Raw genomic sequence first — 21,100 nt, forward strand, 5'->3', positions numbered from 1 at the left:
TTCCTGTCTCGGCGATCCGCAAACGCGATCGCGGTCCGCGTTGGAACGCGGACCGCTTTTTCCCATAGCCCGAGCCTCAATGCCCGGTTCGACATCAATAGGCGCTGATGCCGGTTCCCTTGTAGACCCGGTCGAATTCGGCCTTCACCTTTTCGTTCTGATAGGAGGCGACCAATGTCTTTACCCATGGCTGGTTTTCGTTGCCGGCCTTGACCGCGATGAAGTTGCGGTAGGGGTTGTCGGCCACCGTCTCCTGGGCGATGCGGCTTTCCGGACCAAGCCCGCTTTTCAACGCCCAATCCGTATTGACCACGGCTCCGTCGAGATCTTCCACCGAGCGCCCGACGATGCCGGCGTCGAGCTCCTTGATGACCAGCTTCTTCGGGTTTTCAGAAATGTCGGTGGTCGTTGCCAGTATGCCGGTGCCGTCCTTCAGCTTGATCAGGCCTTCGCTCTGCAAGACGCGCAACGCGCGGCCTTCGTTGGACGGGTCGTTCGGCACGCCGATGACGGCGTCTTCGGGCAGGTCGGCAACCTTCGCGTACTTCTTGGAATAGAGGCCGATCGGCCAGACCCCGGTATAGCCGACGGGGACGATATGATAGCCCTGCGTCTTGATCTGATTGTCGAGATAGGGCTTGTGCTGGAAGGCGTTGGCGTCGATTTCGCCACGCTCCAGCGCTTCGTTCGGCTGGGTATAGTCGTTGAACACCACGGTCTCGACCGTCAGGCCTCTCTCCGCCGCCTGGGCGGTGACGACACGCCAGACGTCCTCATCCTCGCCGCTCATGATGCCGACCTTGATCGCCTTCTTGTCCTCGGCGAACGACGAACCGGACGCAGCCAGGCCGACAATCGCAACCGCCGATGCAAAAAGTACGGCCAGGCCGGCGCGCCGGTTTATAGTTGCTGAGAGGAATGGAAGCAAAGTGTTGATATTCCCAGACATGATCAATCCCGTCGGTTCTGAAGTCGTTGCGGCCAGGCGGAGTGCGAAGCCTTGCCGGCATCATCGGAAATGCTGACCGTCAGATCAAAGAACCGTATTTCCCGCCAAATGCGAAGCCGGGAATATTCTCTCAAAGTTTCTTGTCTGGCGAGCACAGGACGCTGCCGTCCCTGGCGTGCTGGGATCATGCGCCTCAAGCCAAAGCTGGTTCAGAAGTTATCCGGGCGTCGACTCGGCTATGAGGCCCGCCGTGCGTCGAAACGGCGGGCCTTTCTGCGTCCGAGTTGCCCAGGACGGGCAGCGGTTTGGGTGTCGACAATGCAGGACGCGCCGCATGTCCCTTCAAAGAGCGACGCGCTTTGCTCACTGGATGACCTTCACGATCCTGCGCGTGCCCGGATCGACCAGGACGGTCTGGTTGTCGACGACGACATAGCGGTATTTGACGTTGGGAACTTCATGAAGCTCGACGGTGTCGGGCAAGGTCGAGCCGACATTGAGTTCCACGCCGGGAAGCTGGACGGACGCCAGAGGCTGTTTTTTGACATACTCGCGTACGACCGTTTCCTGCTGCGGTTCGATGACCACGTCCTGGGCGGCAGCGGCGCCGACGCCCGCGAGCAGCAAGAACCCGGCCGCGGCCGCGGAAAGATGCATTCTCATGATTATCTCCTTTCGTCGTGAGCCACCTCTGCGCTGCGCTGCACCATGCCGTTCGCAGCGGGGTCGCTAGGCCGGTAACGCCATCGGATAGAGCTTGTTCCGCCAATCGGATCACTTGCCGTTTCGCTCCATTAGTTTGGAACAAAGTTTTTGAGCCGCAGTTTTACTCGGTGAAGGGACGCATTTTCCAAGGAGATCTCTCATGAAAGGCGTTCTGATCACCAGCATGCTAGCAATCAGCGTCAGCTGCGGGGCAGCACTTGCCCAGACGCAGCAGTCGGCCGACGACCAGTCCGGCGCCAATTGTGCAGCCGGCACTGCCAATTGCCAGAGCGGCGCCAAGACGGGCGAGCAGGCTCAGGGCAAGGCCGGCGCCACGACTGATCAGCAGGCGCAGGGCAAACCGAAGCTGAAGACTGACGAGCAAGCTCAGGGCAAGGCTGGCGCTACGACTGACCAGCAGGCCCAGGGCAACAAGAAGCTGAAGACCGACGAGCAAGCTCAGGGCAAGGCTGGCGCCACGACTGACCAGCAGGCCACGGGCAAACCGAAGCTGAAGACCGACGAGCAAGCCCAGGGCAAGGCTGGCGCTACGACTGACCAGCAGGCCACGGGCAACACCAAAATGAAAACCGACGAGCAAGCCCAGGGCAAAACCGGAACCGCCACCACCGAGCAGGCCCAAGGCAACACGAAAATGAAGACCGAGGAGCAGGCTCAGGGCAAGACTGGGACCACCACTACCGAGCAGACTCAGGGCAACGCCTCCACGCAGACGCAAGACCAGAGTTCGACCGCTTCCATCAGCAATGTGACCGTTGAACAGAAGACTGAGATTACTCAGGTCATCAAGGAGACGAAGGTCGAACCGGTTGCCAATGTCGATTTCGACATCTCTGTCGGCATCGAGGTTCCGCGGAAGAAGGTCCGGCTGCATCGTCTGCCGGCGCGCATCGTCAAGATCGTCCCGGCTTACGAATCCTATGAATATTTCGTGCTGGCCGACGGCCGAATCATCATCGTCGATCCGAATACCTACAAGATCGTGCTTATCCTGACCTAGTTGTAGCCAGACGGTTTGCAAGACCGTTTGACTGCACCGGTAAGGCCCGCGGCGCGACTTGCGCGGCGGGCCTTACCGCATCCCGCTCCACAGCGTTGCAGCGTCTGCAAATCGCAGATCACGGTCCGTCCTCGGGGCGAGGAGCCAGCATGGTCTGATCGATGGTGTCGGGCAGGCATGGACTTGGAGCGCAGCTTGTTCGGACTGACGCGGTGGCCATGGCATCAATATTCGTGACCAGCACCATTCTCGCGTAGTGCCGCGGCCACAGCGGTTCTCCAAACAACACGAAGATGCCGCCAATCATTAGCGCCAGCAACAAGAGTGCTGTTGCGTTTGCAAATATCTCGCCGTAGCGCATTGAGGCAACCTGTCCCGGCTGGAAAGTGATTTCAGCCTGTGACAGCGGCGACCGGGACGGCGCCGAAAGCCGGCGCTACTGTCCTTGGCGCCTCGCGAATGCCGCCTTTCATTGGATCCTCCCGAATAAGCGGGTAAATAACGGCACTCTCGGTGCTTTGTTCCCGGCTGTGTGGCCCGACGACAGCCACTTCACTCCGGCCGGAGTGGCGCGTCTTCTGTCGGCGAAACTGCCTGCGCTCTCATTGATGGGCGGCAGCGAGTTCCTTGACATGACGTTCGTGCATTTGCAGCACCGGCAGCGTCTTCTTGGCGAACTCCTTCAGCGCCAGGTCATCGCCGGAATTTGCATATGTGGAAAACAGCGCCACCGCTTCCTTATGCGCCTGGGTCTGCATGTCGATATATTTCGATTGGAAGCTGTCACCGCTGGTCTCCTTGAGTTGGTCGAGCAGCGCCTGGTGCTTGGTGTCCAGCGGCGAGCCGGCCGGCGCGGTGGCCGACGTCGTCTGACCTTTGCCGAGCGCCGCCTTGAAGTCCTCGCCGGCCTTGGTGTGGTCCGTGACCATTTGCGCCGCGAAGGCCTTCACATCGTCGGCCGTCGCCTGCTTCTGTGCAAGTCGGCTCGACTCGATTTCAAACGCATTGGCGATGGGCACCGTCTTCACGAACGTCGCGGTGTCAACCTTGCTCATGGTGTCGGTCGTCAGAGGCGTCAGCGTCGCCGATTGGGCAAAAGCAGCCAAAGGCGCGCCGGCCATCATCGCTGCCGCAGTGATGGATAGAAGTGCTTTCATGGGAGTTCTCCGAGGCTGATGTCATCCCTCCGATGGCTCAACGCGGAAGCTGCGGCGAGGTTGCCTGGTGGCGGGGGGGGGGGGCCCCCCCCCCCCCCCCGCCCTCTTCCACCGGACCACATTTCAGGGCTTGATACGATTATGGACACGACAGCCCAACACGAAATGGCGAAGGAAGCGCCTTTGTCTTCCGGGCCGCGCCTGACCCTGTCCGGCATCAGCAAAAGCTTTCCCGGCGTGCGCGCGCTGCATGATGTCAGCCTGGCGCTCTATCCCGGCCAAGTGACCGCGTTGATCGGCGAGAACGGCGCCGGCAAGTCGACGCTGGTCAAGATCATGACCGGCATCTACCAGCCCGATGCGGGCACCATCAGCATCGACGGCCAGCCCGTCGCCTTGCCCAGCGCCCATGCCGCCTTCGGGCACGGCATCACCGCCATCCATCAGGAAACAGTGCTGTTCGACGATCTGACAGTGGCTGAAAACATCTTTCTCGGCCATGCGCCGCGCACCCGTTTCAAGACCATCGACTGGCGCACGATGCGCAAGAATGCCCGCGAGGTGCTGGATACGATGGGCGCCGGCCATATCGACGCCGACGCCAGGCTGAAGGACCTCGGCATCGCCAACAAGCATCTCGTGGCGGTTGCCCGCGCCATGTCGATCGACGCGCGGATCGTCATCATGGACGAGCCGACGGCAGCGCTTTCGATGAAGGAGATCGAAGAGCTTTTCCTGCTGATCGAATTCCTCAAGAGCGACGGCAAGGCGATCCTGTTCATCAGCCACAAATTCGATGAGATCTACCGTATCGCCGACCGCTATACCGTGTTCCGCGATGGCGAGATGGTCGGCGAAGGCCTGATCAAGGACGCCGGCCAGAGCCAGATCGTGCGCATGATGGTCGGCCGCGCCGTCGATCACATCTTCCCGCAGCGCAAGGCGGAGATCGGCGCGCCGGTGCTTGCCGTCTCCGGCCTGTCGCACCCGACCGAGTTCGACGATATCGGCTTCGAGCTGCACAGAGGCGAGATCCTCGGCTTCTACGGCCTTGTCGGCGCCGGGCGCAGCGAGGTGATGCAGGCGATATCAGGCATCACCCGCACCAGCCGCGGCACGATCGCGCTGGAGGGCAAGGCGATCGCGCCGAAATCGGCGGCGGATTCGATCGATGCCGGCATCGTTTACGTGCCGGAGGAGCGCGGCAAGCAAGGCGTGGTGATCGGCTTGCCGATCTTCCAGAATGTCTCGCTGCCCTCGCTCAAGCGCACCTCCAAGTCAGGCATGTTGCGGCTGGCGGAGGAATTCGCGCTCGCCCGCTCCTACACCGAGCGGCTCGACCTGCGCGCCTCCTCGCTCAGCCAGGACGTCGGCACGCTGTCGGGCGGCAACCAGCAGAAGATCGTCATCGCCAAATGGCTGGCGACCGCGCCCAAGGTGATTATTTTGGACGAGCCGACCAAGGGCATCGACATCGGCTCAAAGGCAGCCGTGCACGGCTTCATGGCCGAACTCGTCGCGCAGGGCCTGTCGGTGATCATGGTGTCGTCCGAACTGCCGGAAATCCTCGGCATGTCCGACCGCGTCGTCGTCATGCGAGAGGGCCGCATTGCCGCGGTCTACGACAACAAGGGCCTCGACGCAGAAACGCTGGTCAGGACGGCAGCGGGGATCGCGGCATGAAGGCATTTCTCAGATATCGCGAGGTCTGGCTGCTCGCGGCAATCGCCGTGCTGATCGGGCTGATCTCGATGCGTTTTCCGGGCTTTGCCGCTCCCGGCAATCTGCGCCAGGTGTTCAACGACACCTCAATCCTGATGATCCTGGCGCTCGGCCAGATGGTTGTCATCCTGACCCGCTCGATCGACCTGTCGATGGCATCCAATCTCTGCTTCACCGGCATGGTGGTGGCGATGCTGAACGCCGCGCATCCGGCAATCCCGATCCCGCTGCTGATCGTCGCGGCACTTCTTGTCGGGCTGGTGCTCGGCGCCCTCAATGGCCTGCTGGTGTGGCGGCTGAACATTCCCTCGATCGTGGTGACGCTTGGCACGCTTACCATCTACCGGGGCGCCACCTTCGTCATATCAGGCGGCGCCTGGGTCAATGCCGACCAGATGAGCCCTGAGTTCATCGGCCTGCAGCGCGCGGCATTCCTCGGCATACCGATCCTGTCATGGATCGCCCTGCTGGTCATCGCCCTGTTCTTCCTCGTGATGACACGCACCGCGCTCGGCCGCTCGATCTACGCCATCGGCGTCAACCCGACCGCATCGGTCTATGCCGGCATCGATGTCGGCCGGACGAAATTCATCGTCTTCTGCATCTCGGGGATGATCGGCGGCCTCTGCGGTTATCTCTGGATTTCGCGCTACGTCATCGCCTCGGTCGAGGTCGCCAACGGCTATGAGCTCAACATCATCGCCGCCTGCGTCATCGGCGGCATCTCGATCGCCGGCGGCATCGGCTCGGTCGGCGGCGCGGTGCTCGGCGCGCTGTTCCTCGGCATCATCTCCAACGCGCTGCCGGTGATCAACATCTCGCCCTTCTGGCAGATGGCGATTTCGGGCAGCGCCATCATCCTGGCGGTGGTGCTCAACGCGCGCGGCGAGCGCCGGCAGGGCCGCATCATCCTCAAGAAGGCGGAAGCGGCATGACCGATACCCCTGCCCCACGCCATATTCCCGACCGGCTCGACAAGCCGCTGACGTCGGCGATCTTCTCATGGGAGGCGCTGCTGGTCGTCGTGGCGGTTGCCATCTTTGCCGTCAACAGCTTTGCCTCGCCCTACTTCCTCGACGCGTGGTCGCTGTCGGACCTGACCTTCAACTTCACCGAAAAGGCGCTGATCGCGCTGGCCATGGCGCTGCTGATCATTTCCGGCGAGATCGACCTGTCGGTCGCCGCGATCATCGCGCTGGCCTCGACGATGATGGGCATGGCGGTGCAGGCCGGCGCCGGCACGCCGACCCTGGTGGCAATCGGCATCGTCGTCGGGCTCGGCTGCGGCGCCTTCAACGGGCTGCTCGTCACCAGGCTGGGCTTGCCGTCGATCGTCGTCACCATTGGCACGATGAGCCTGTTTCGCGGCATCGCGTTCATCATTCTCGGCGACCAGGCCTACAAGGGCTATCCCTCGAGTTTCGCCTTCTTCGGCCAGGGCTATGTCTGGTGGGTGGTGTCGTTCGAACTGACGCTTTTCCTGATCGCAGCAGTCGTCTACTGGTTCCTTCTGCACCGGACGAGCTTCGGCCGTCGGGTCTTTGCCATCGGCAACAACCCGGTCGCGGCGCAGTTTTCCGGCGTGCGCGTCGGCCGCATCAAATTCATCCTGTTTTGCCTGACCGGCTTGATGGCGGGCATCGCCTCGGTGCTGATCACCTCGCGGCTCGGCTCGACCCGGCCGTCGATCGCGCAAGGATACGAGCTGGAAGTCATCACCATGGTGGTGCTCGGCGGCGTCAGCATCCTCGGCGGCGCAGGCAGCATTCTGGGCGTCGTGCTCGCCGCCTTCATCATGGGGCTGGTGACCTTCGGCCTTGGCCTGCTCAACGTGCCGGGGATCGTCATGTCGATCTTCATCGGCCTGTTGCTGATCATCGTCATCGCGCTGCCCATCCTGTGGCGGCGCGTGCGGCGAGAGCGCTTTGCCTAGATCAGGCCCGACAAGAGCCAGTGGGGCAGCGCCGCTAGTGACGATGTTGCATAATGGAGTGACTGATATCCAACACGTCGCCGTCATCGATATCGGCAAAACCAACGCCAAGGTGGCGCTGGTCGATCTTGCCACATCAAGCGAAGTGGCGCTGCGCCGGGTGGCGAACGAGCCTGTTCGACAAGGCCCGTACCCGCATCACGACGTCAAGCGGTTGTGGGCGTTTATCCTCGGCAGCCTAGCCGAGATCGATCGCGAGCAGCGCATCGATGCGATATCGATCACCACCCATGGCGCAACGGGCGTGCTGGTGGACGCATCAGGCGAACTGGCGCTGCCGGTGCTCGATTATGAATTCGACGGGCCGGACGCCCTCGCCAGGGACTATGACGCGATCCGCCCGCCCTTCACCGAGACCGGAACGCCGCGCCTGCCGGTCGGCCTCAATCTCGGCGCGCAGTTGTTCTGGCAGCAGAAGCGCTTTCCGGCGGATTTCGCAAGAACCGCCGCGATCCTGATGTACCCGCAATACTGGGCCTTGCGCCTGACCGGCGTCGCCGCCAGCGAGGTAACCTCGCTCGGCTGCCACACCGATCTATGGAATCCGTGGAAAGCGGATTTCTCCTCGCTGGTCGAGCGGCTGGAATGGCGCGGCCTGATGGCGCCGGTACGGCCGGCGAAGGACCGCTTGGGCCCGATCCTGCCTGCCCTCGCCCGGCAAACCGGACTCGATCCGCAAACGCCGGTGTTCTGCGGCCTGCATGATTCCAACGCATCGCTGCTGCCGCATCTCCTGTCCGACCAACCGCCTTTCTCCGTCGTCTCGACCGGCACCTGGGTGGTGTCGATGGCCGTCGGCGGCAGCAAGGTCCTGCTCGACCCGGCGCGCGACACGCTGGTCAATGTCGACGCGCTCGGCGATCCCGTGCCGTCGGCGCGCTTCATGGGCGGCCGCGAGTTTTCCCTGCTGACCGAAGGCCAATCGGAGGACTGGACCGAAGACGATGTCGCCGCGGTGCTCGCGCGCAAGACCTCGCTGCTGCCTTCGACCCAACAGGGTTCGGGGCCGTTCCCGCATCACGCCGCCGCGTGGCTCAATGCCGAAGGTATGACCGACGGCCAGCGCTTTGCTGCCATCTCCTTCTATTTGGCGCTGATGACCGCGACGAGCCTCGATCTGATCGGCGCGGACGGTCCCACCATCGTCGAGGGGCCCTTTGCCCGCAACCGGCTGTTCACCCGCATGCTGGCGGCGGCGACGGCGTGTGGTGTCATTGCCTCCGAGGCCGCCACCGGCACCAGCATCGGCGCCGCCTTGCTGGCGTCGGACCAAGGGACGGCGCAAGACAGAGGCGAAAGGACCGAGCCACCGGCCGATCCAAGCTGGGCGAGCTACGCGCGCTCCTGGCAGGCGGCAGTCGCTGCGCAAGGCTGACCGTCGAGATCATGGCGCCCAGCGGTTCAGGCCGTTGCTAGCCGGCGTAGACCAGCCCTTGTGGATCGATCTCCGGCTTGCGGCGGGCGACTATGTCGGCGAGGAACATTCCCGAGCCGCACGCCATAGTCCAGCCGAGATGGCCGTGGCCGGTATCGAGGTAGAGATTCTCGTACCGAGCCCGGCCGATGACCGGCACCGAACTCGGCATCATCGGGCGAAGTCCAGCCCAGAGCTCGGCCTTGCTCTCGTCGAATGCCCCGGGAAAAAGCTCCTTGCCGGTCTTGAACATGGCGGCGAAATCGCTTGGCCGGTGGCTGCGGTCGAAGCCGGTGAATTCCGCGGTCGAGGAAAGCCGCAAGCGGTTGCCGAGCCTGGAATAGCCGATCAGCCGATCCTCGTCGGCGCCGCCCATGGTCGGCCCCTTGCTTTCGTCCTCCAGCGGGATGGTCGCGGTGTAACCCTTCACGGGATAGACCGGCAGGTCGATGCCGTAGCGGCGGCCGAGCAGGCCACTCTCCGGCCCCATCGAGATCACCACCGCATCGCCGGTCACCGGGCCGGCCGAGGTCATGACCGCGCGCACTCGGTCGCCCTCGATATCGAGGCCTTCGACAGTGGTGCCGTAGAGGAATTGGACGCCGAGTTTTTCGGCGGCATAGGCAGCGAGGTTCCGCGTGAACTGCCTGGAGTCGCCGGTCTGGTCGATCGGCGAATAAACGCCGCCGGCTATTTTGTCCTTGGCGCCGGCAAGGCCGGGCTCAAGCTCGACCAGCCGGTCGCGGCCGACGATCTCGATCGGCAGGCCATGTTCGGCGAGATAGCGGTAATTGTCGGTGCCGGTATCGAAACTCTGCTGCGAGCGGAAGAAATACAGAATGCCCTTCTTGCGTTCGTCATAGTGGATGCCGGTCTCGGCGGAGATGGCGTTGATGCAGTCGCGCGAATAAAGCGCCAGCCGCAGCTTGATCTCGGTGTTGGCATGCATGCGCTTATGCGTACACTGGCGCAGGAAACGCAGGCTCCAGGCGAAGAAATAAGGATCGAAGCGCAGCCGCACCTTGATGCCGAGATCGTGGTTGTAGAGGCCGCGCAGGAACGTCTTCAATGCGGCGGGCGAGGCCCAGGCGGTGGCGTCCCCGGGCGACACAAGGCCGGCATTCGACTGGCTGGTGCCGCGCGCCGGTGCCGGATGGCGCTCGATCACCGTCACCTCATGGCCGTCGCTGGCCAGATAATAGGCAGCCGCCGTGCCGACGACGCCGGCTCCAAGCACCGATATTTTCATGCCGCCCCCAAACGAACGCTCCGTGAAGGCCTCAATAGCGCTTCTGCATGCGGCCGACGAGCCCTTGCGGAGAGCCCGCGCTCAGCCCAGAGCCGAATTCTTGCTGGTCAGGATGCGCTCCCAGGCAAGCGCATCGGCAACGATCTGGTCGAGGTTGTCGCGCTGCGGGGTCCAGCCGAGTTCGCCGCGCGCCAGCTCCGAATTGGCGACCACCGCCGCGGCGTCGCCCGGACGGCGTTCGCCCATCCGCACCTCGAAATCATGGCCGAAGACGCGCCGTACGCTGTCGATGACCTCGAGCACCGAATAGCCGTGGCTGTAGCCGCAATTGGCGACCAGGCTTTGCCCGCCGGCGCGCAGCCGCTGCAGGGCCAGCCGATGCGCCGCCGCCAAGTCGCTGACATGGATATAGTCGCGCATGCAGGTGCCGTCCGGCGTCGGGTAGTCGGTGCCGAACACCTGCATGAAGGGGCGCTTGCCGAGCGCCGTCTCGCAGGCGACCTTGATCAGATGCGTGGCACCCGGCGTCGATTGGCCGGTGCGGCCCTTTGGATCGGCGCCGGCGACGTTGAAATAGCGCAGCGCCGTATAGCGCAGCCCATAGGCAATGGCCGCGTCGCGCAGCATCCATTCGCTCATCAGCTTGGACAGACCGTAGGGCGATTCCGGCGCAAGCCGGGCATCCTCGCGCACTGGCTCCAACCCGGCGCCGCCATAGACCGCGGCGGTCGAGGAAAAGATGAAATTAGGCACGCCTTCGCGCACCGCGGTTTCGATCAGGGTGCGCGTCTTGCAGGTGTTGTTCTCGTAATAGGCGAGCGGATCGGCAACCGATTCGGGGACCACGATCGAGCCGGCGAAATGGATGATCGCGTCGACCTTATTGTCGCGAATGATCGAGGCGACCAATTCCTTGTCGGCGACGTCGCCGACGACGAGCTTTGCTTCCGGAGCCACCGCCCATTCAAAGCCGGTCGAAAGCCTGTCGAGGACGACGACGCTGTCGCCTGTGTCCAGCAACTCCCAGACCATATGGCTGCCGATATAGCCGGCACCGCCTGTCACCAAAACCGTCATCCGCATCCTCGCTATTCATGATTTATCGGAACTGTCTCAATCGTCGCCGTACTGGAAAACCTGCCGCCAGGCCATTACAATCTGCGGTAACCAGTCTCATTGGCGCGTGGCATTGTCCTGAAACAAGATTGATCCACATCGAGGGAATAGGCCACGTTCCGTGGTCGTTAGGAACAGGCTTGGGGCGTGGCATTTTGACCAAAAGGGCCCGGTGGACGCCGAATAGGCCAATGACTATGATCCCGCGCAAAATTGGGAAGGCGACATGAATTATCAGCGGTTTTTCGAGGAAGCGATCGACCAGCTCCATGCAGAGCGTCGCTACCGCGTCTTCGCCGACCTTGAGCGTATCGTGGGGAAATTCCCGCGCGCCATCTGGCGCGCCAATGGCCGCGCCGAAGAAATCACCGTCTGGTGCTCCAACGATTATCTCGGCATGGGCCAGCATCCCGACGTCATTGCCGCGTTCCAGAAGGCGGCAGGCAAGATGGGGTCGGGGGCCGGCGGCACCCGCAACATTTCCGGCACCAGCAACCCGCTGGTCGAGCTCGAACTGGAGCTTGCCGACCTGCACGACAAGGAGGCCGCGCTGGTCTTCACTTCCGGCTTCGTTTCCAACGAGGCGTCGATCTCGACCATTGCGAAGCTGCTTCCCAATTGCCTGATCATCTCGGACGAGCTTAACCACGCTTCGATGATCGAGGGCGTGCGGCGCTCGGGCGCCGAGAAGAAGATCTTCCGCCATAACGACGTCGCGCATCTCGAAAGCCTGCTGCAGGCGGCCGGCCGCGAGCGTGCCAAGCTGATCGTCTTCGAGAGCGTCTATTCGATGGATGGCGACATCGCGCCGATCAAGCAGATCGTCGATCTCGCCGAGCGTTACAATGCCATGACCTATATCGACGAGGTCCATGCCGTCGGCATGTACGGGCCGCGCGGCGGCGGCATCACCGAGCGCGAAGGGCTGGCCGACCGCATCGATATCATCGAGGGCACGCTGGCCAAGGCGTTCGGCACGCTTGGCGGCTACATTACCGGCACCAGTGCCGTGATCGACGCCGTGCGCTCCTATGCGCCGGGCTTCATCTTCACCACGGCGCTGCCGCCGGCTGTCGCCGCCGCGGCGACCACCTCGATCCGGCATCTCAAGCGCTCGCAGGCCGAGCGCGACGCGCAGTTGCGTCAGGCGACGCGGACCAAGGAAGTGCTTGGCGCGGCCGGCCTGCCGGTGATGGAATCGCCTACCCACATCGTGCCGCTGCTGGTCGGCGATCCCGAGCTCTGCAAGATGGCCAGCGACCGCCTGCTCGGCGTACACGGCATCTATATCCAGCCGATCAACTACCCGACGGTGCCGCGCGGCACCGAGCGGCTGCGCATCACGCCGACACCGTTCCATTCGGACGCGCTGATCGCGTCCCTGCAGGACGCGCTGGTCGAGACGTGGGACGCGTTGGGGATTCCCTACGCTTCTGCCGGCCGGCCTTCGGTGGCCAAGAGCGACCGCGTCATCCCGCTGCTGGTGCCGAAGTCGGGCGGGTGAAAACCCGTTTGAAACTCTGCTCAGACAACCATTCGGTCGCCGGAGCGAAGTCGCTCAGACAGCCTTCATCCATTTCGCCAGCCTATGTGCCGCTTCCTCGAGCTGGTCGAGACGGCGATGGAAGCATAGCCTGAGAAAGGATTCGCCGCCGGGGCCGAAGGCGGTGCCGGGGGCCAGGCCGACATTGGCGCGGTCGACCATGTCGAAGGCGGCAGCGCGGGAATCGGTGATGCCGTCGACAGCAAAGAACAGGTAGAACGCGCCCTGCGGCACGGTGAACCGCGCCCTGCCGGTTTCGGCGAGAATGCCGCAGACCAGGTCGCGCGCCGCCCTCGCCCGCTCCACCTGCTCGACGATGAAGGCGTCGCCCTCATCGAGGGCAACGACGGCGCCGCGCTGCATGAACTGGGCAACGCCGGAAGTCGAATACTGGACCAGGTTCTCGAACACCTGCTGCAAGGCGGGATGGATCTTGATCCAGCCGATGCGCCATCCGGTCATCGCCCAGTTCTTGGAAAAGGAATTGACGAACAGGATGCGGTCCTCATCGGCCATGATGTCGATGAAGGAGGGCGCGCGGCCGTGGCCGTAATGAAACAGCGAATAGATCTCGTCGGCGATGATCCACAGGCCCCTTTCGCGGGCAAGGTCGAGGATAGCCTGCAGCGTCTCCTTGTCGGCGGTCCAGCCGGTCGGGTTGGACGGCGTGTTGACGAACAGCGCCTTGGTGCGTGGCGTTATCGCCGCTGCGATCTTGTCGACATCGCAAGACCAGCCATTGTCCGACTGGTCGAGCGTGACCGCGATTGGAACGGCGCCCGCGACCCCGGCGGCGGCGGCGAAATTCGGCCATGCCGGCGACAGATAGACGAGTTCGTCGCCCTTGCCGGCCACCGCATCGATGGCCATCTGGATGGCATGCATGCCGGAGCCGGTGACGATGAATTCCTCGTCGGCGAAAGTCTTGCCGAAATGCCTGGTGTAGTAGCGGGCGAGCGCTTGCCTGAGTTCAGGAATGCCCCTCTGCCAGGTGTAGAAGGTTTCACCGCCAGCCATCGCCTTGGCGGCGGCATCGGTGATGAAGGCAGGCGTCGGCAGGTCGCCCTCGCCGGCCCAGAGTGGGATCATGCCGTCGCGGCCGCGACCGCGGTTCATGACGGCGACAATGCCGCTTTCAGGCGCCGCCCGAGCTTCGGCGCGCAGGGTATCGATCAGGGTCATGGATAGGTCCGTTTTCGTTTGCTCGACTGCTAGCGTGTTTCAGGGCGGACGAAAACAGAAAACCCCGGCCGCCAGCGACCGGGGTTTTGGTCCAGAAAGTTTCTCGCAGGCGCTATTTTCTGGCGAGGAGATCGCGAATTTCGGTGAGCAGCGCGATGTCGGCTGGCGGCGGAGCGGCCGGGGCAGCCGGTTTTTCACGCTCCAGCCGCTGGCGCAGATTGTTCACCGCCTTGATCATCAGGAAGATGATGAAGGCGAGGATAAGGAAGTTCAGCGCCACGGTGATGAAGCTGCCATAGGCGAAGACAGCGCCTTGTTTCTTTGCATCAGCCAGCGAGGTTGCATTCACCGCAGAAGACAGCGGTATGAAGTAGTTGTTGAAATCCAGCCCCCCGAAGATCGCGCCAACAATCGGCATGATGATGTCATCGACCAGCGAGGTGACGATCTTGCTGAAGGCAGCGCCGATGATGACGGCGACGGCCAGGTCCATCACATTGCCCCTGGAAATGAATTCCTGAAACTCTTTCAGCATTCGACCCTCCTTGTCCTGACCGGCCGTGCTGCCGTCCACGCCCTCGGCATCGACCGGCGGGCAGAATAGCAAAAACCTGCGGTTGCGACAGGAGCAAAAGCCGATTTCAGCCGGTCACGATTGCCCGACGCAGCCGATATAATACGCCGAAAGCGGCGATGGACTTGATTGCCAAGCTGTGATTGCGTCTGCAGGGCCGGATGAAAAAGTCGGCGCAGGGAGGAAGTTCGAGCCGTGCAGGGCTGGTTCATCGTCATCATCGCGATCGCCTATGTGACGTTGCTGTTTGCCATCGCCAGCCTGGGCGATCGGCGCTCGACGTCATCGGGGCCCGGCCGCGCCCGGCCCTTCATCTATGCGCTCAGTCTCGCCATCTACTGCACCTCCTGGACCTTCTTCGGCTCGGTCGGGCTGTCCTCCGAACGCGGCCTCGAATTCCTCGGCATCTATATCGGCCCGGTTCTGGTGTTCGTGTTCGGCTTTCCGCTGCTGCAGCGCATCGTCAGGCTGGCCAAGACCGAGAAGATCACCTCGATCGCCGACTTCCTCGGCGCCCGTTACGGCAAGAGCTTCGCTGTCGCGGCGATCGCCACGCTGATCGCCACCATCGGCGCGGTGCCCTATATCGCGCTGCAATTGAAGGCGATCTCCGGCTCGGTCAGCCTGATGGTCGAGCACTATACCGGTTCGCCGCCGTCGTTCGATCCGTTCGTCAGCGACATCTCGCTGGTCGTTGCCATGCTGCTGGCGCTGTTTGCGGTGCTGTTCGGCACGCGTCACGCCGACGCCACCGAGCACCAGGACGGGCTGGTGCTTGCTGTGGCGGTCGAAACCGTGGTCAAGCTCGCCGCCTTCCTGGCGATCGGCCTGATGGTCACGTTTCTGATCTTCGGCGGGCCAGGCGATATGTTCGACCGGCTCGCCGAAAACACGCAGGTGCGCCAGGCGATGGGCTACAACACCTCGCTCGCCACCTGGCTGGTGCTGACATGCCTGAGCGGCTTTGCCATCATCATGCTGCCGCGCCAGTTCTACGTCACCATCGTCGAGAACCGCAGCGAGGCCGAGTTGCGCACCGCGACATGGGTGTTTCCGCTCTATCTGGTAGCGATCAATCTGTTCGTGCTGCCGATCGCGCTGGCCGGCCTGACGCTGGTCGGCACGAGAACCAGCAGCGACCTCTACGTTCTGTCGCTGCCGCTGTTCAGCGGCCACGACGTGCTGGCCATGGCGGCCTTCATCGGCGGCCTGTCGGCGGCGACCGCAATGGTGATCGTCGAAAGCGTCGCGCTGTCGATCATGATCTCCAACGATCTGATTATTCCGCTGTTCGTGCGGCGACTGCTGCGGACCACGACCTCCGAGAACGAGGACTGGTCGACGCTCATCCTCAATGTGCGACGGGCGGCGATCTTCATCATGCTGTTCATCGCCTTCCTCTACTACCGCGAGAGCACCAACAACGCGCGGCTGTCCTCGATCGGCCTGATGTCGTTCGCGGCGATCGCGCAGTTTGCGCCGGCATTGGTCGGCGGGCTCATCTGGCGCGGCGCCAATGGAAGGGGAGCCGCGCTCGGCATGGTCGCCGGCATCGTCGTCTGGAGCTACACGCTGCTGCTTCCCTCGCTCGTCGCGCCGGATACCGGCATCCTCGTCCACGGCCTGTTCGGCTTCGAAGCGTTGCGGCCGCAGGCTCTGTTCGGCACCGTCGCCGAGCCACTGAACCATGGCGTGCTTTGGAGCCTGTCGATCAACACGCTGTTTTTTGTGTTCGGCTCGCTGTCGCGGGCGTCGGTGCCGCTGGAACGCATCCAGGCATCGATCTTCGTGCCGCGCGAGGCGGGGCCGTTGCCGAGCCTGCGCCGCTTCCGCACCACCATTACCGTCAACGACCTCAAGGACACCATCGCGCGCTATCTCGGTGTCGAACGCACCGAGCGGTCCTTCCAGTCATTCGAGAAAAGCAGCGGCACTTCACTGCACGGCAACGAACAGGCCAGCATGGATGTCATCCGCTTCTCCGAGCAGCTTCTGGCCAGCGCCGTCGGCTCCTCTTCAGCGCGGCTGATCCTGTCGCTGCTGCTGCGCCGCAACGACCGCGAATCCAAGGACGCCTTCCGCCTGCTCGACGATGCCACCGAGGCGCTGCAGCACAATCGCGACCTGCTGCAGATCGCGCTCGACCAGATGGAACAGGGCATCACCGTCTTCGACAGGGATTTCCGCCTGATCTGCTGGAACCGACAATATCGGGCGCTGTTCGACCTGCCCGACGAGATGGGCCAGGTCGGCGTCTCGCTCGACCGTATCCTGCGCCATCTCGCCGAGCGCGGCGACATACCGGCCGACCAACGCGTCACCATGCTCAACCGCCTGACCAGCTTCGTCAGCCCGTGGCAGATGGAACTGAAGACCAGCGGCCGCATCCTCGAATTGCGCTCCAATCCGATGCCGGACGGCGGCATCGTCGCCACCTATGCCGACATTTCCGGACGCGTCGAGCAGGATTTGGCGCTGAAGCGCGCCAATGAATCGCTGGAGCAGCGAGTGAAGAACCGCACCGCCGAGCTCACCCGCGTCAACGAGGAGCTGGCGCAGGCGCAGATGCTGGCCGAGGAGGCCAATCTCGGCAAGACGCGCTTCCTTGCCGCCGCCGGCCACGACATCCTGCAGCCGCTGAACGCCGCCCGCCTCTATTGCTCGTCGCTGATCGAAAAGACCGGCAAGGGACCCGCCGGCAAGGCGGCGATGAACATCGAATCGTCGCTGGAATCGGTCGAGACGATCCTCGGCGCGGTGCTCGACATTTCGCGCCTCGATGCCGGCGCGATGAAGCCGGACGACACGAGCTTCGGCCTCGACGGGCTGCTGCGCCAGATCGGCAACGACTTCCGGCCGCTTGCTGCCGAAAAGAAGCTCGAACTCTCGATCATGCCGTCGTCGCTCAGCGTGATGACGGACCGCAATCTGCTGCGCCGCCTGATCCAGAACCTGATCTCCAACGCCATCAAGTACACGCGCCATGGTCGCATCCTGGTCGGCGTGCGGCGGCGCGGCGAACTGGCCGAAATACAGGTGATCGACACCGGCATCGGCATTGCCGGCGACAAGCTCAACACCGTGTTTCGCGAATTCACCCGGCTCGACGAGGGTGTGCGCGAGGCGGAAGGCCTTGGCCTGGGGCTCTCCATCGTCGACCGCATCGCTCGCGTCCTGCGCCTCGAAATCCGGATCTTCTCCAACCCCGGCAAGGGCACGCGCTTTTCGGTCCTGCTGCCGGTGGCGGCCGCGCAGGCACCGCGGCGCGAGGCCGAGGCGAAGGCGCCTGGCCGCGCCACGGCCTCGCTTGCCGGGCTCAATGTGCTCTGCATCGACAACGACGCCCGCATTCTCGACGGCATGCGGCTGCTGCTCGAGGGCTGGGGCTGCAGCGTCGACACGCTTTCCGGTTCGGAGGATCTCGAGAGTTCCGGCATGCATCGGCCGGACATCGTGCTTGCCGACTATCATCTCGACGGCAAGACCGGCCTCGAATTGATCGCCCAGTTGCGTGCGATCCATGGCGAGGACCTGCCGGCCGTGCTGGTCACCGCCGACCGCTCCAGCGAGGTTCGCGCCGCTGCCGGCAGGCTCGACGTGCCTGTGATCAGCAAACCGCTGAAACCGGCGATGCTGCGCTCGATGATGGCCAGGGTCAGGCCGCTGGCGCCGGCGGCCGAGTAGGAAGTACTCTTTTTGACCATGATCTTGTCCGAAAACCGGTTCCCACTTTCCGGGATCATAGTCTATCCGGCCGCCTGAACCGGGTCGCTGCCGATCTTAGACAGCAGGATCACCGCCTGGGTGCGGCTGTCGACGCCAAGCTTCTGCAGGATGGCCGAGACATGCGCTTTGATTGTCGCTTCGGAGACGCCGAGCTCATAAGCGATCTGCTTGTTGAGCAGCCCTTCCGCCAGCATGCCGAGCACGCGCGTCTGCTGCGGGGTCAGCGCCTGCAGCCGCTTGATCAGGTCGGAAATCTCGGGATCGCGCTCGACGCCGAGATCGATGCCGGTGGGCGCGGCGATATCGCCGGCAAGCACCGACTGCACGGCACTGCGGATCTCCTCCATACTGGCCGATTTGGAGATGAAGCCAGAGGCGCCGAGGTCGAGCGCACGCCGGATCGTCACCGGATCGTCATGCGCCGAGACCACCATCATCGGCACCGCCGGATGGATGCCGCGTAGTGAGATCAGGCCGGAAAGACCGCTTGCGCCCGGCATCGACAGGTCGAGCAGGACCAGATCGACATCCTCATTGGCCAGGACCAGCGCCTTGGCGCTTTCGAAATCGCCGGCTTCGTGTATGGCGGCAACATTGCCGATGCCGGCGAGTGCCTCCCTCAATGCACCGCGAAAAAGCGGGTGATCGTCGGCAATGACGAATGTGTAGCCCAACAGTAGTATTCCTCCCCGAATCCCATAGGCGATTTCCGCCTTACGGGACCTGAACTTATGCGGCGACGCCAGCTGTTTCGAGCGGCATGCCGTAGGCGATTCCAGGTCCTCAGGTCTTTTGCGAATTGAGCTTGGCGCCGTCGTCGTCCTTGTCCATGTCCTTGACGATATCCATGAAGCTGCGCAGGAAGCGCTCCATGTAGCCCATCGTCTTGTTGAAATCCTCCTCGCTGGGCAAAGTCGATTCGAAACGGGCGGCAAGCGAATTTTCGAGCTTGGCGACGCGCTCGTCGAGCGCCTTCACCGAACTTTGCAGCCGGTCGACCTCGCCCTGGAAGGCGGCGCGCTCGTCGGCCGCCATCTTGCAGACGAGCTGGCCGGAACGCTCCTCGCAGAGCGACATGGCGCCGGTCTGCGTATCCATACGGACATAGCCATTGGCCGACTTTTCCAGCCGGTAGCGGTCGGTTTCCTCGGAAAAGGCCGATGCCGCGACGAGCGAGACCAGTGCTGCGGGGATCAAGATTTGGTGCAGACGCATGTTTTCCTCCATGAGCCATTCGGCGCAATCTATCACAGTTTGCGCCCGAAATGGGGAAGAACTCTGGCCTGCCCTTCCCCGCATGGTCTGTTCGGACTATAGCGCAACCATGTCCGAGATCATCTACAAGATAGTTCCCGAGGCGCTGTGGCGCGAGGCTGAAAGAGAAGGCCGCTTCACCGGCGCGCCGATCGACGTCGCCGATGGGTTCATCCATTTTTCCACCGCCGGGCAGGTTCGGGAAACGGCAGCCAAACATTTCGCCGGCCAAAGCGGGTTGCTCCTGGTCGCCATCGATGGAGCGCGCCTCGGCGATGCGCTGAAATATGAGGTCTCGCGGGGCGGCGCCTTGTTCCCGCATCTCTACGGCCCGCTCGATCTCGAGGCGGTCGTTTCGGTGCATGTATTGCCGCTCGGCGCCGACGGCCGGCATGAATTCCCGGCGCTGGAGGCCGAATGAGCGCGTTCGAACGGATCGGCCAAAAACTGCTGTTCACGCTCGATCCCGAAACCGCGCATGGGCTGTCGATTGCCGCGCTTAGATGCGGCCTGCCGGTCTCCGGTCGTCCGCCAAAGGACGAGAGGCTGAAAGTCAGCGTCTGCGGGCTCGATTTCCCGAACCCGCTCGGCATGGCCGCCGGCTACGACAAGAATGCCGAAGTGCCGGACGCGCTGCTCGGCCTCGGCTTCGGTTTCGCCGAGGTCGGCACGATCACGCCGCTGCCGCAGGCCGGCAATCCGAAGCCGCGCATTTTCCGGGTGACTTCGGACGAGGCGGTGATCAACCGGCTGGGCTTCAACAATGAGGGCCACGACGCCGCCGAAAGGCGCCTTGCCGCCCGCACGGGCCGCGCCGGCATCGTCGGCGTCAACATCGGCGCCAACAAGGACAGCGCCGATCGTATCGGCGACTATGAACGCGGCGTGACCCGGTTTGCCCGATACGCCAGCTATCTGACGGTCAATATCTCCTCGCCGAACACGCCGGGCCTGCGCAACATGCAGGCGCGCGAGCAGCTCGGCGAACTCCTGTCGCGTGTCATGGCAGCGCGTGCGGTGGCATCCGCAAAACCGGCCGTCTTCCTCAAGATCGCGCCGGACCTGGTCGAGGCCGAACTGGAAGACATCGCCGCCGAGATCGCCGACAAGCGAGTTGACGGCGTCATCGTCTCCAACACCACGATTGCGCGAGCCGGCCTGCGCAGCGCTGGCCTTTCCGGCGAGGCGGGCGGACTTTCGGGAAAACCCTTGTTCGAACGCTCGACCATGGTGCTGGCAAGGATGCGAAAACTGCTTGGCCCGGACCCCGCCATCATCGGCGTCGGCGGCGTCGATTCCACCGAGACGGCACTGGAAAAGATCCGTGCCGGCGCCGATCTCGTGCAGCTCTATACCGGCATGATCTATGCCGGGCCTGCGCTGCCGGGCCGTATTCTTTCCGGCATGGTCCGTTTCATGGACAGTCAAGGGCTGAAGTCGCTGCGCGAGCTTCGCGACAATCGCCTCGATCAATGGGCGGCGAAACCGCTTTAGG

The 21,100-nt window shown here is 63.4% G+C and carries 19 protein-coding genes; 9 read left to right on the forward strand and 10 right to left on the reverse strand.

Translation table 11 applies throughout. The features are described from left to right. Positions 1-94: 94 nt before the first annotated feature. The gene (locus NKI85_RS03680) at positions 95-949 is read right to left on the reverse strand and encodes a MetQ/NlpA family ABC transporter substrate-binding protein (RefSeq protein WP_352527651.1); all 855 of its coding nucleotides are present in this window, start codon (positions 947-949) and stop codon (positions 95-97) included. 363 nt (positions 950-1,312) lie between these two features. Next, on the reverse strand, positions 1,313-1,612 hold the full coding sequence (locus NKI85_RS03685; RefSeq protein ID WP_352527653.1) for a DUF1236 domain-containing protein: 300 nt from the start codon (positions 1,610-1,612) through the stop codon (positions 1,313-1,315). Between the two features lie 202 nt (positions 1,613-1,814). Between NKI85_RS03685 and NKI85_RS03690 the strand changes: the two genes are divergently transcribed. Next, entirely contained in the window at positions 1,815-2,675 is an 861-nt protein-coding gene (locus NKI85_RS03690; protein ID WP_352527655.1) for a DUF1236 domain-containing protein, read from the forward strand. A 118-nt stretch (positions 2,676-2,793) separates the two neighbouring features. Here the strand turns inward: NKI85_RS03690 and NKI85_RS03695 are convergent, their stop codons facing one another. Together NKI85_RS03695 and NKI85_RS03700 are read right to left on the reverse strand one after the other, a co-directional pair. Next, positions 2,794-3,036, reverse strand: a complete 243-nt coding sequence (locus NKI85_RS03695; protein WP_352527657.1) for a polymerase — start codon at positions 3,034-3,036, stop codon at positions 2,794-2,796. A 241-nt stretch (positions 3,037-3,277) separates the two neighbouring features. Next, positions 3,278-3,832, reverse strand: a complete 555-nt coding sequence (locus NKI85_RS03700) for a DUF4142 domain-containing protein (protein WP_352527659.1) — start codon at positions 3,830-3,832, stop codon at positions 3,278-3,280. 141 nt (positions 3,833-3,973) lie between these two features. On the opposite strand from NKI85_RS03700, the gene NKI85_RS03705 reads away from it, so the two are divergent. The 4 genes from NKI85_RS03705 to NKI85_RS03720 all read left to right on the forward strand — a co-directional run bounded on the left by NKI85_RS03705 (position 3,974) and on the right by NKI85_RS03720 (position 8,922). Then, a complete protein-coding gene (locus NKI85_RS03705; protein WP_352526821.1) occupies positions 3,974-5,515 on the forward strand; it encodes a sugar ABC transporter ATP-binding protein in 1,542 nt (513 codons plus the stop codon). After that, the gene (locus tag NKI85_RS03710; protein WP_352526820.1) at positions 5,512-6,489 is read left to right on the forward strand and encodes an ABC transporter permease; all 978 of its coding nucleotides are present in this window, start codon (positions 5,512-5,514) and stop codon (positions 6,487-6,489) included. Before NKI85_RS03705 ends, NKI85_RS03710 begins: the two co-directional genes overlap by 4 nt. Further along, complete coding sequence (locus NKI85_RS03715) at positions 6,486-7,487, forward strand: ABC transporter permease (RefSeq protein WP_352526819.1); 1,002 nt, start codon at positions 6,486-6,488, stop codon at positions 7,485-7,487. Before NKI85_RS03710 ends, NKI85_RS03715 begins: the two co-directional genes overlap by 4 nt. Positions 7,488-7,554: 67 nt before the next feature. After that, positions 7,555-8,922 carry an FGGY-family carbohydrate kinase gene (locus tag NKI85_RS03720; protein ID WP_502896015.1) on the forward strand — a complete coding sequence of 456 codons (1,368 nt, stop codon included), beginning with the start codon at positions 7,555-7,557 and terminating at the stop codon, positions 8,920-8,922. Positions 8,923-8,959: 37 nt separating this feature from the next. Here the strand turns inward: NKI85_RS03720 and NKI85_RS03725 are convergent, their stop codons facing one another. Both NKI85_RS03725 and galE read right to left on the reverse strand, forming a co-directional pair. Beyond that, the gene (locus NKI85_RS03725; RefSeq protein WP_352526817.1) at positions 8,960-10,210 is read right to left on the reverse strand and encodes a D-amino acid dehydrogenase; all 1,251 of its coding nucleotides are present in this window, start codon (positions 10,208-10,210) and stop codon (positions 8,960-8,962) included. Between the two features lie 81 nt (positions 10,211-10,291). Beyond that, positions 10,292-11,287, reverse strand: a complete 996-nt coding sequence (gene galE, locus NKI85_RS03730) for a UDP-glucose 4-epimerase GalE (protein ID WP_352526816.1) — start codon at positions 11,285-11,287, stop codon at positions 10,292-10,294. A gap of 265 nt (positions 11,288-11,552) precedes the next feature. Between galE and hemA the strand changes: the two genes are divergently transcribed. Continuing rightward, a complete protein-coding gene (gene hemA / locus NKI85_RS03735) occupies positions 11,553-12,830 on the forward strand; it encodes a 5-aminolevulinate synthase (RefSeq protein ID WP_352526815.1) in 1,278 nt (425 codons plus the stop codon). Positions 12,831-12,884: 54 nt separating this feature from the next. On the opposite strand, the gene NKI85_RS03740 is transcribed toward hemA, so the two are convergent. Together NKI85_RS03740 and mscL are read right to left on the reverse strand one after the other, a co-directional pair. Then, positions 12,885-14,051: a pyridoxal phosphate-dependent aminotransferase gene (locus tag NKI85_RS03740; RefSeq protein WP_352526814.1), complete on the reverse strand. Its 1,167-nt coding sequence runs from the start codon at positions 14,049-14,051 to the stop codon at positions 12,885-12,887. A gap of 112 nt (positions 14,052-14,163) precedes the next feature. Beyond that, positions 14,164-14,586, reverse strand: coding sequence for a large conductance mechanosensitive channel protein MscL (gene mscL / locus NKI85_RS03745; protein ID WP_352526813.1), 423 nt, complete (start codon positions 14,584-14,586; stop codon positions 14,164-14,166). Between the two features lie 234 nt (positions 14,587-14,820). Between mscL and NKI85_RS03750 the strand changes: the two genes are divergently transcribed. Continuing rightward, positions 14,821-18,309: a hybrid sensor histidine kinase/response regulator gene (locus tag NKI85_RS03750; protein WP_352526812.1), complete on the forward strand. Its 3,489-nt coding sequence runs from the start codon at positions 14,821-14,823 to the stop codon at positions 18,307-18,309. 62 nt (positions 18,310-18,371) lie between these two features. On the opposite strand, the gene NKI85_RS03755 is transcribed toward NKI85_RS03750, so the two are convergent. Beyond that, positions 18,372-19,025, reverse strand: coding sequence for a response regulator transcription factor (locus NKI85_RS03755; protein WP_502896013.1), 654 nt, complete (start codon positions 19,023-19,025; stop codon positions 18,372-18,374). Between the two features lie 109 nt (positions 19,026-19,134). Continuing rightward, a complete protein-coding gene (locus tag NKI85_RS03760; RefSeq protein ID WP_352526811.1) occupies positions 19,135-19,566 on the reverse strand; it encodes a hypothetical protein in 432 nt (143 codons plus the stop codon). A 109-nt stretch (positions 19,567-19,675) separates the two neighbouring features. Between NKI85_RS03760 and NKI85_RS03765 the strand changes: the two genes are divergently transcribed. Next, entirely contained in the window at positions 19,676-20,026 is a 351-nt protein-coding gene (locus NKI85_RS03765; protein ID WP_352776079.1) for a DUF952 domain-containing protein, read from the forward strand. Next, positions 20,023-21,099, forward strand: a complete 1,077-nt coding sequence (locus NKI85_RS03770) for a quinone-dependent dihydroorotate dehydrogenase (protein ID WP_352526809.1) — start codon at positions 20,023-20,025, stop codon at positions 21,097-21,099. The genes NKI85_RS03765 and NKI85_RS03770 overlap by 4 nt, the downstream gene beginning before the upstream one ends. Position 21,100: the final 1 nt, after the last annotated feature.

Source organism: Mesorhizobium sp. M0571, from assembly GCF_040320985.1.
Lineage (GTDB): Bacteria > Pseudomonadota > Alphaproteobacteria > Rhizobiales > Rhizobiaceae > Mesorhizobium.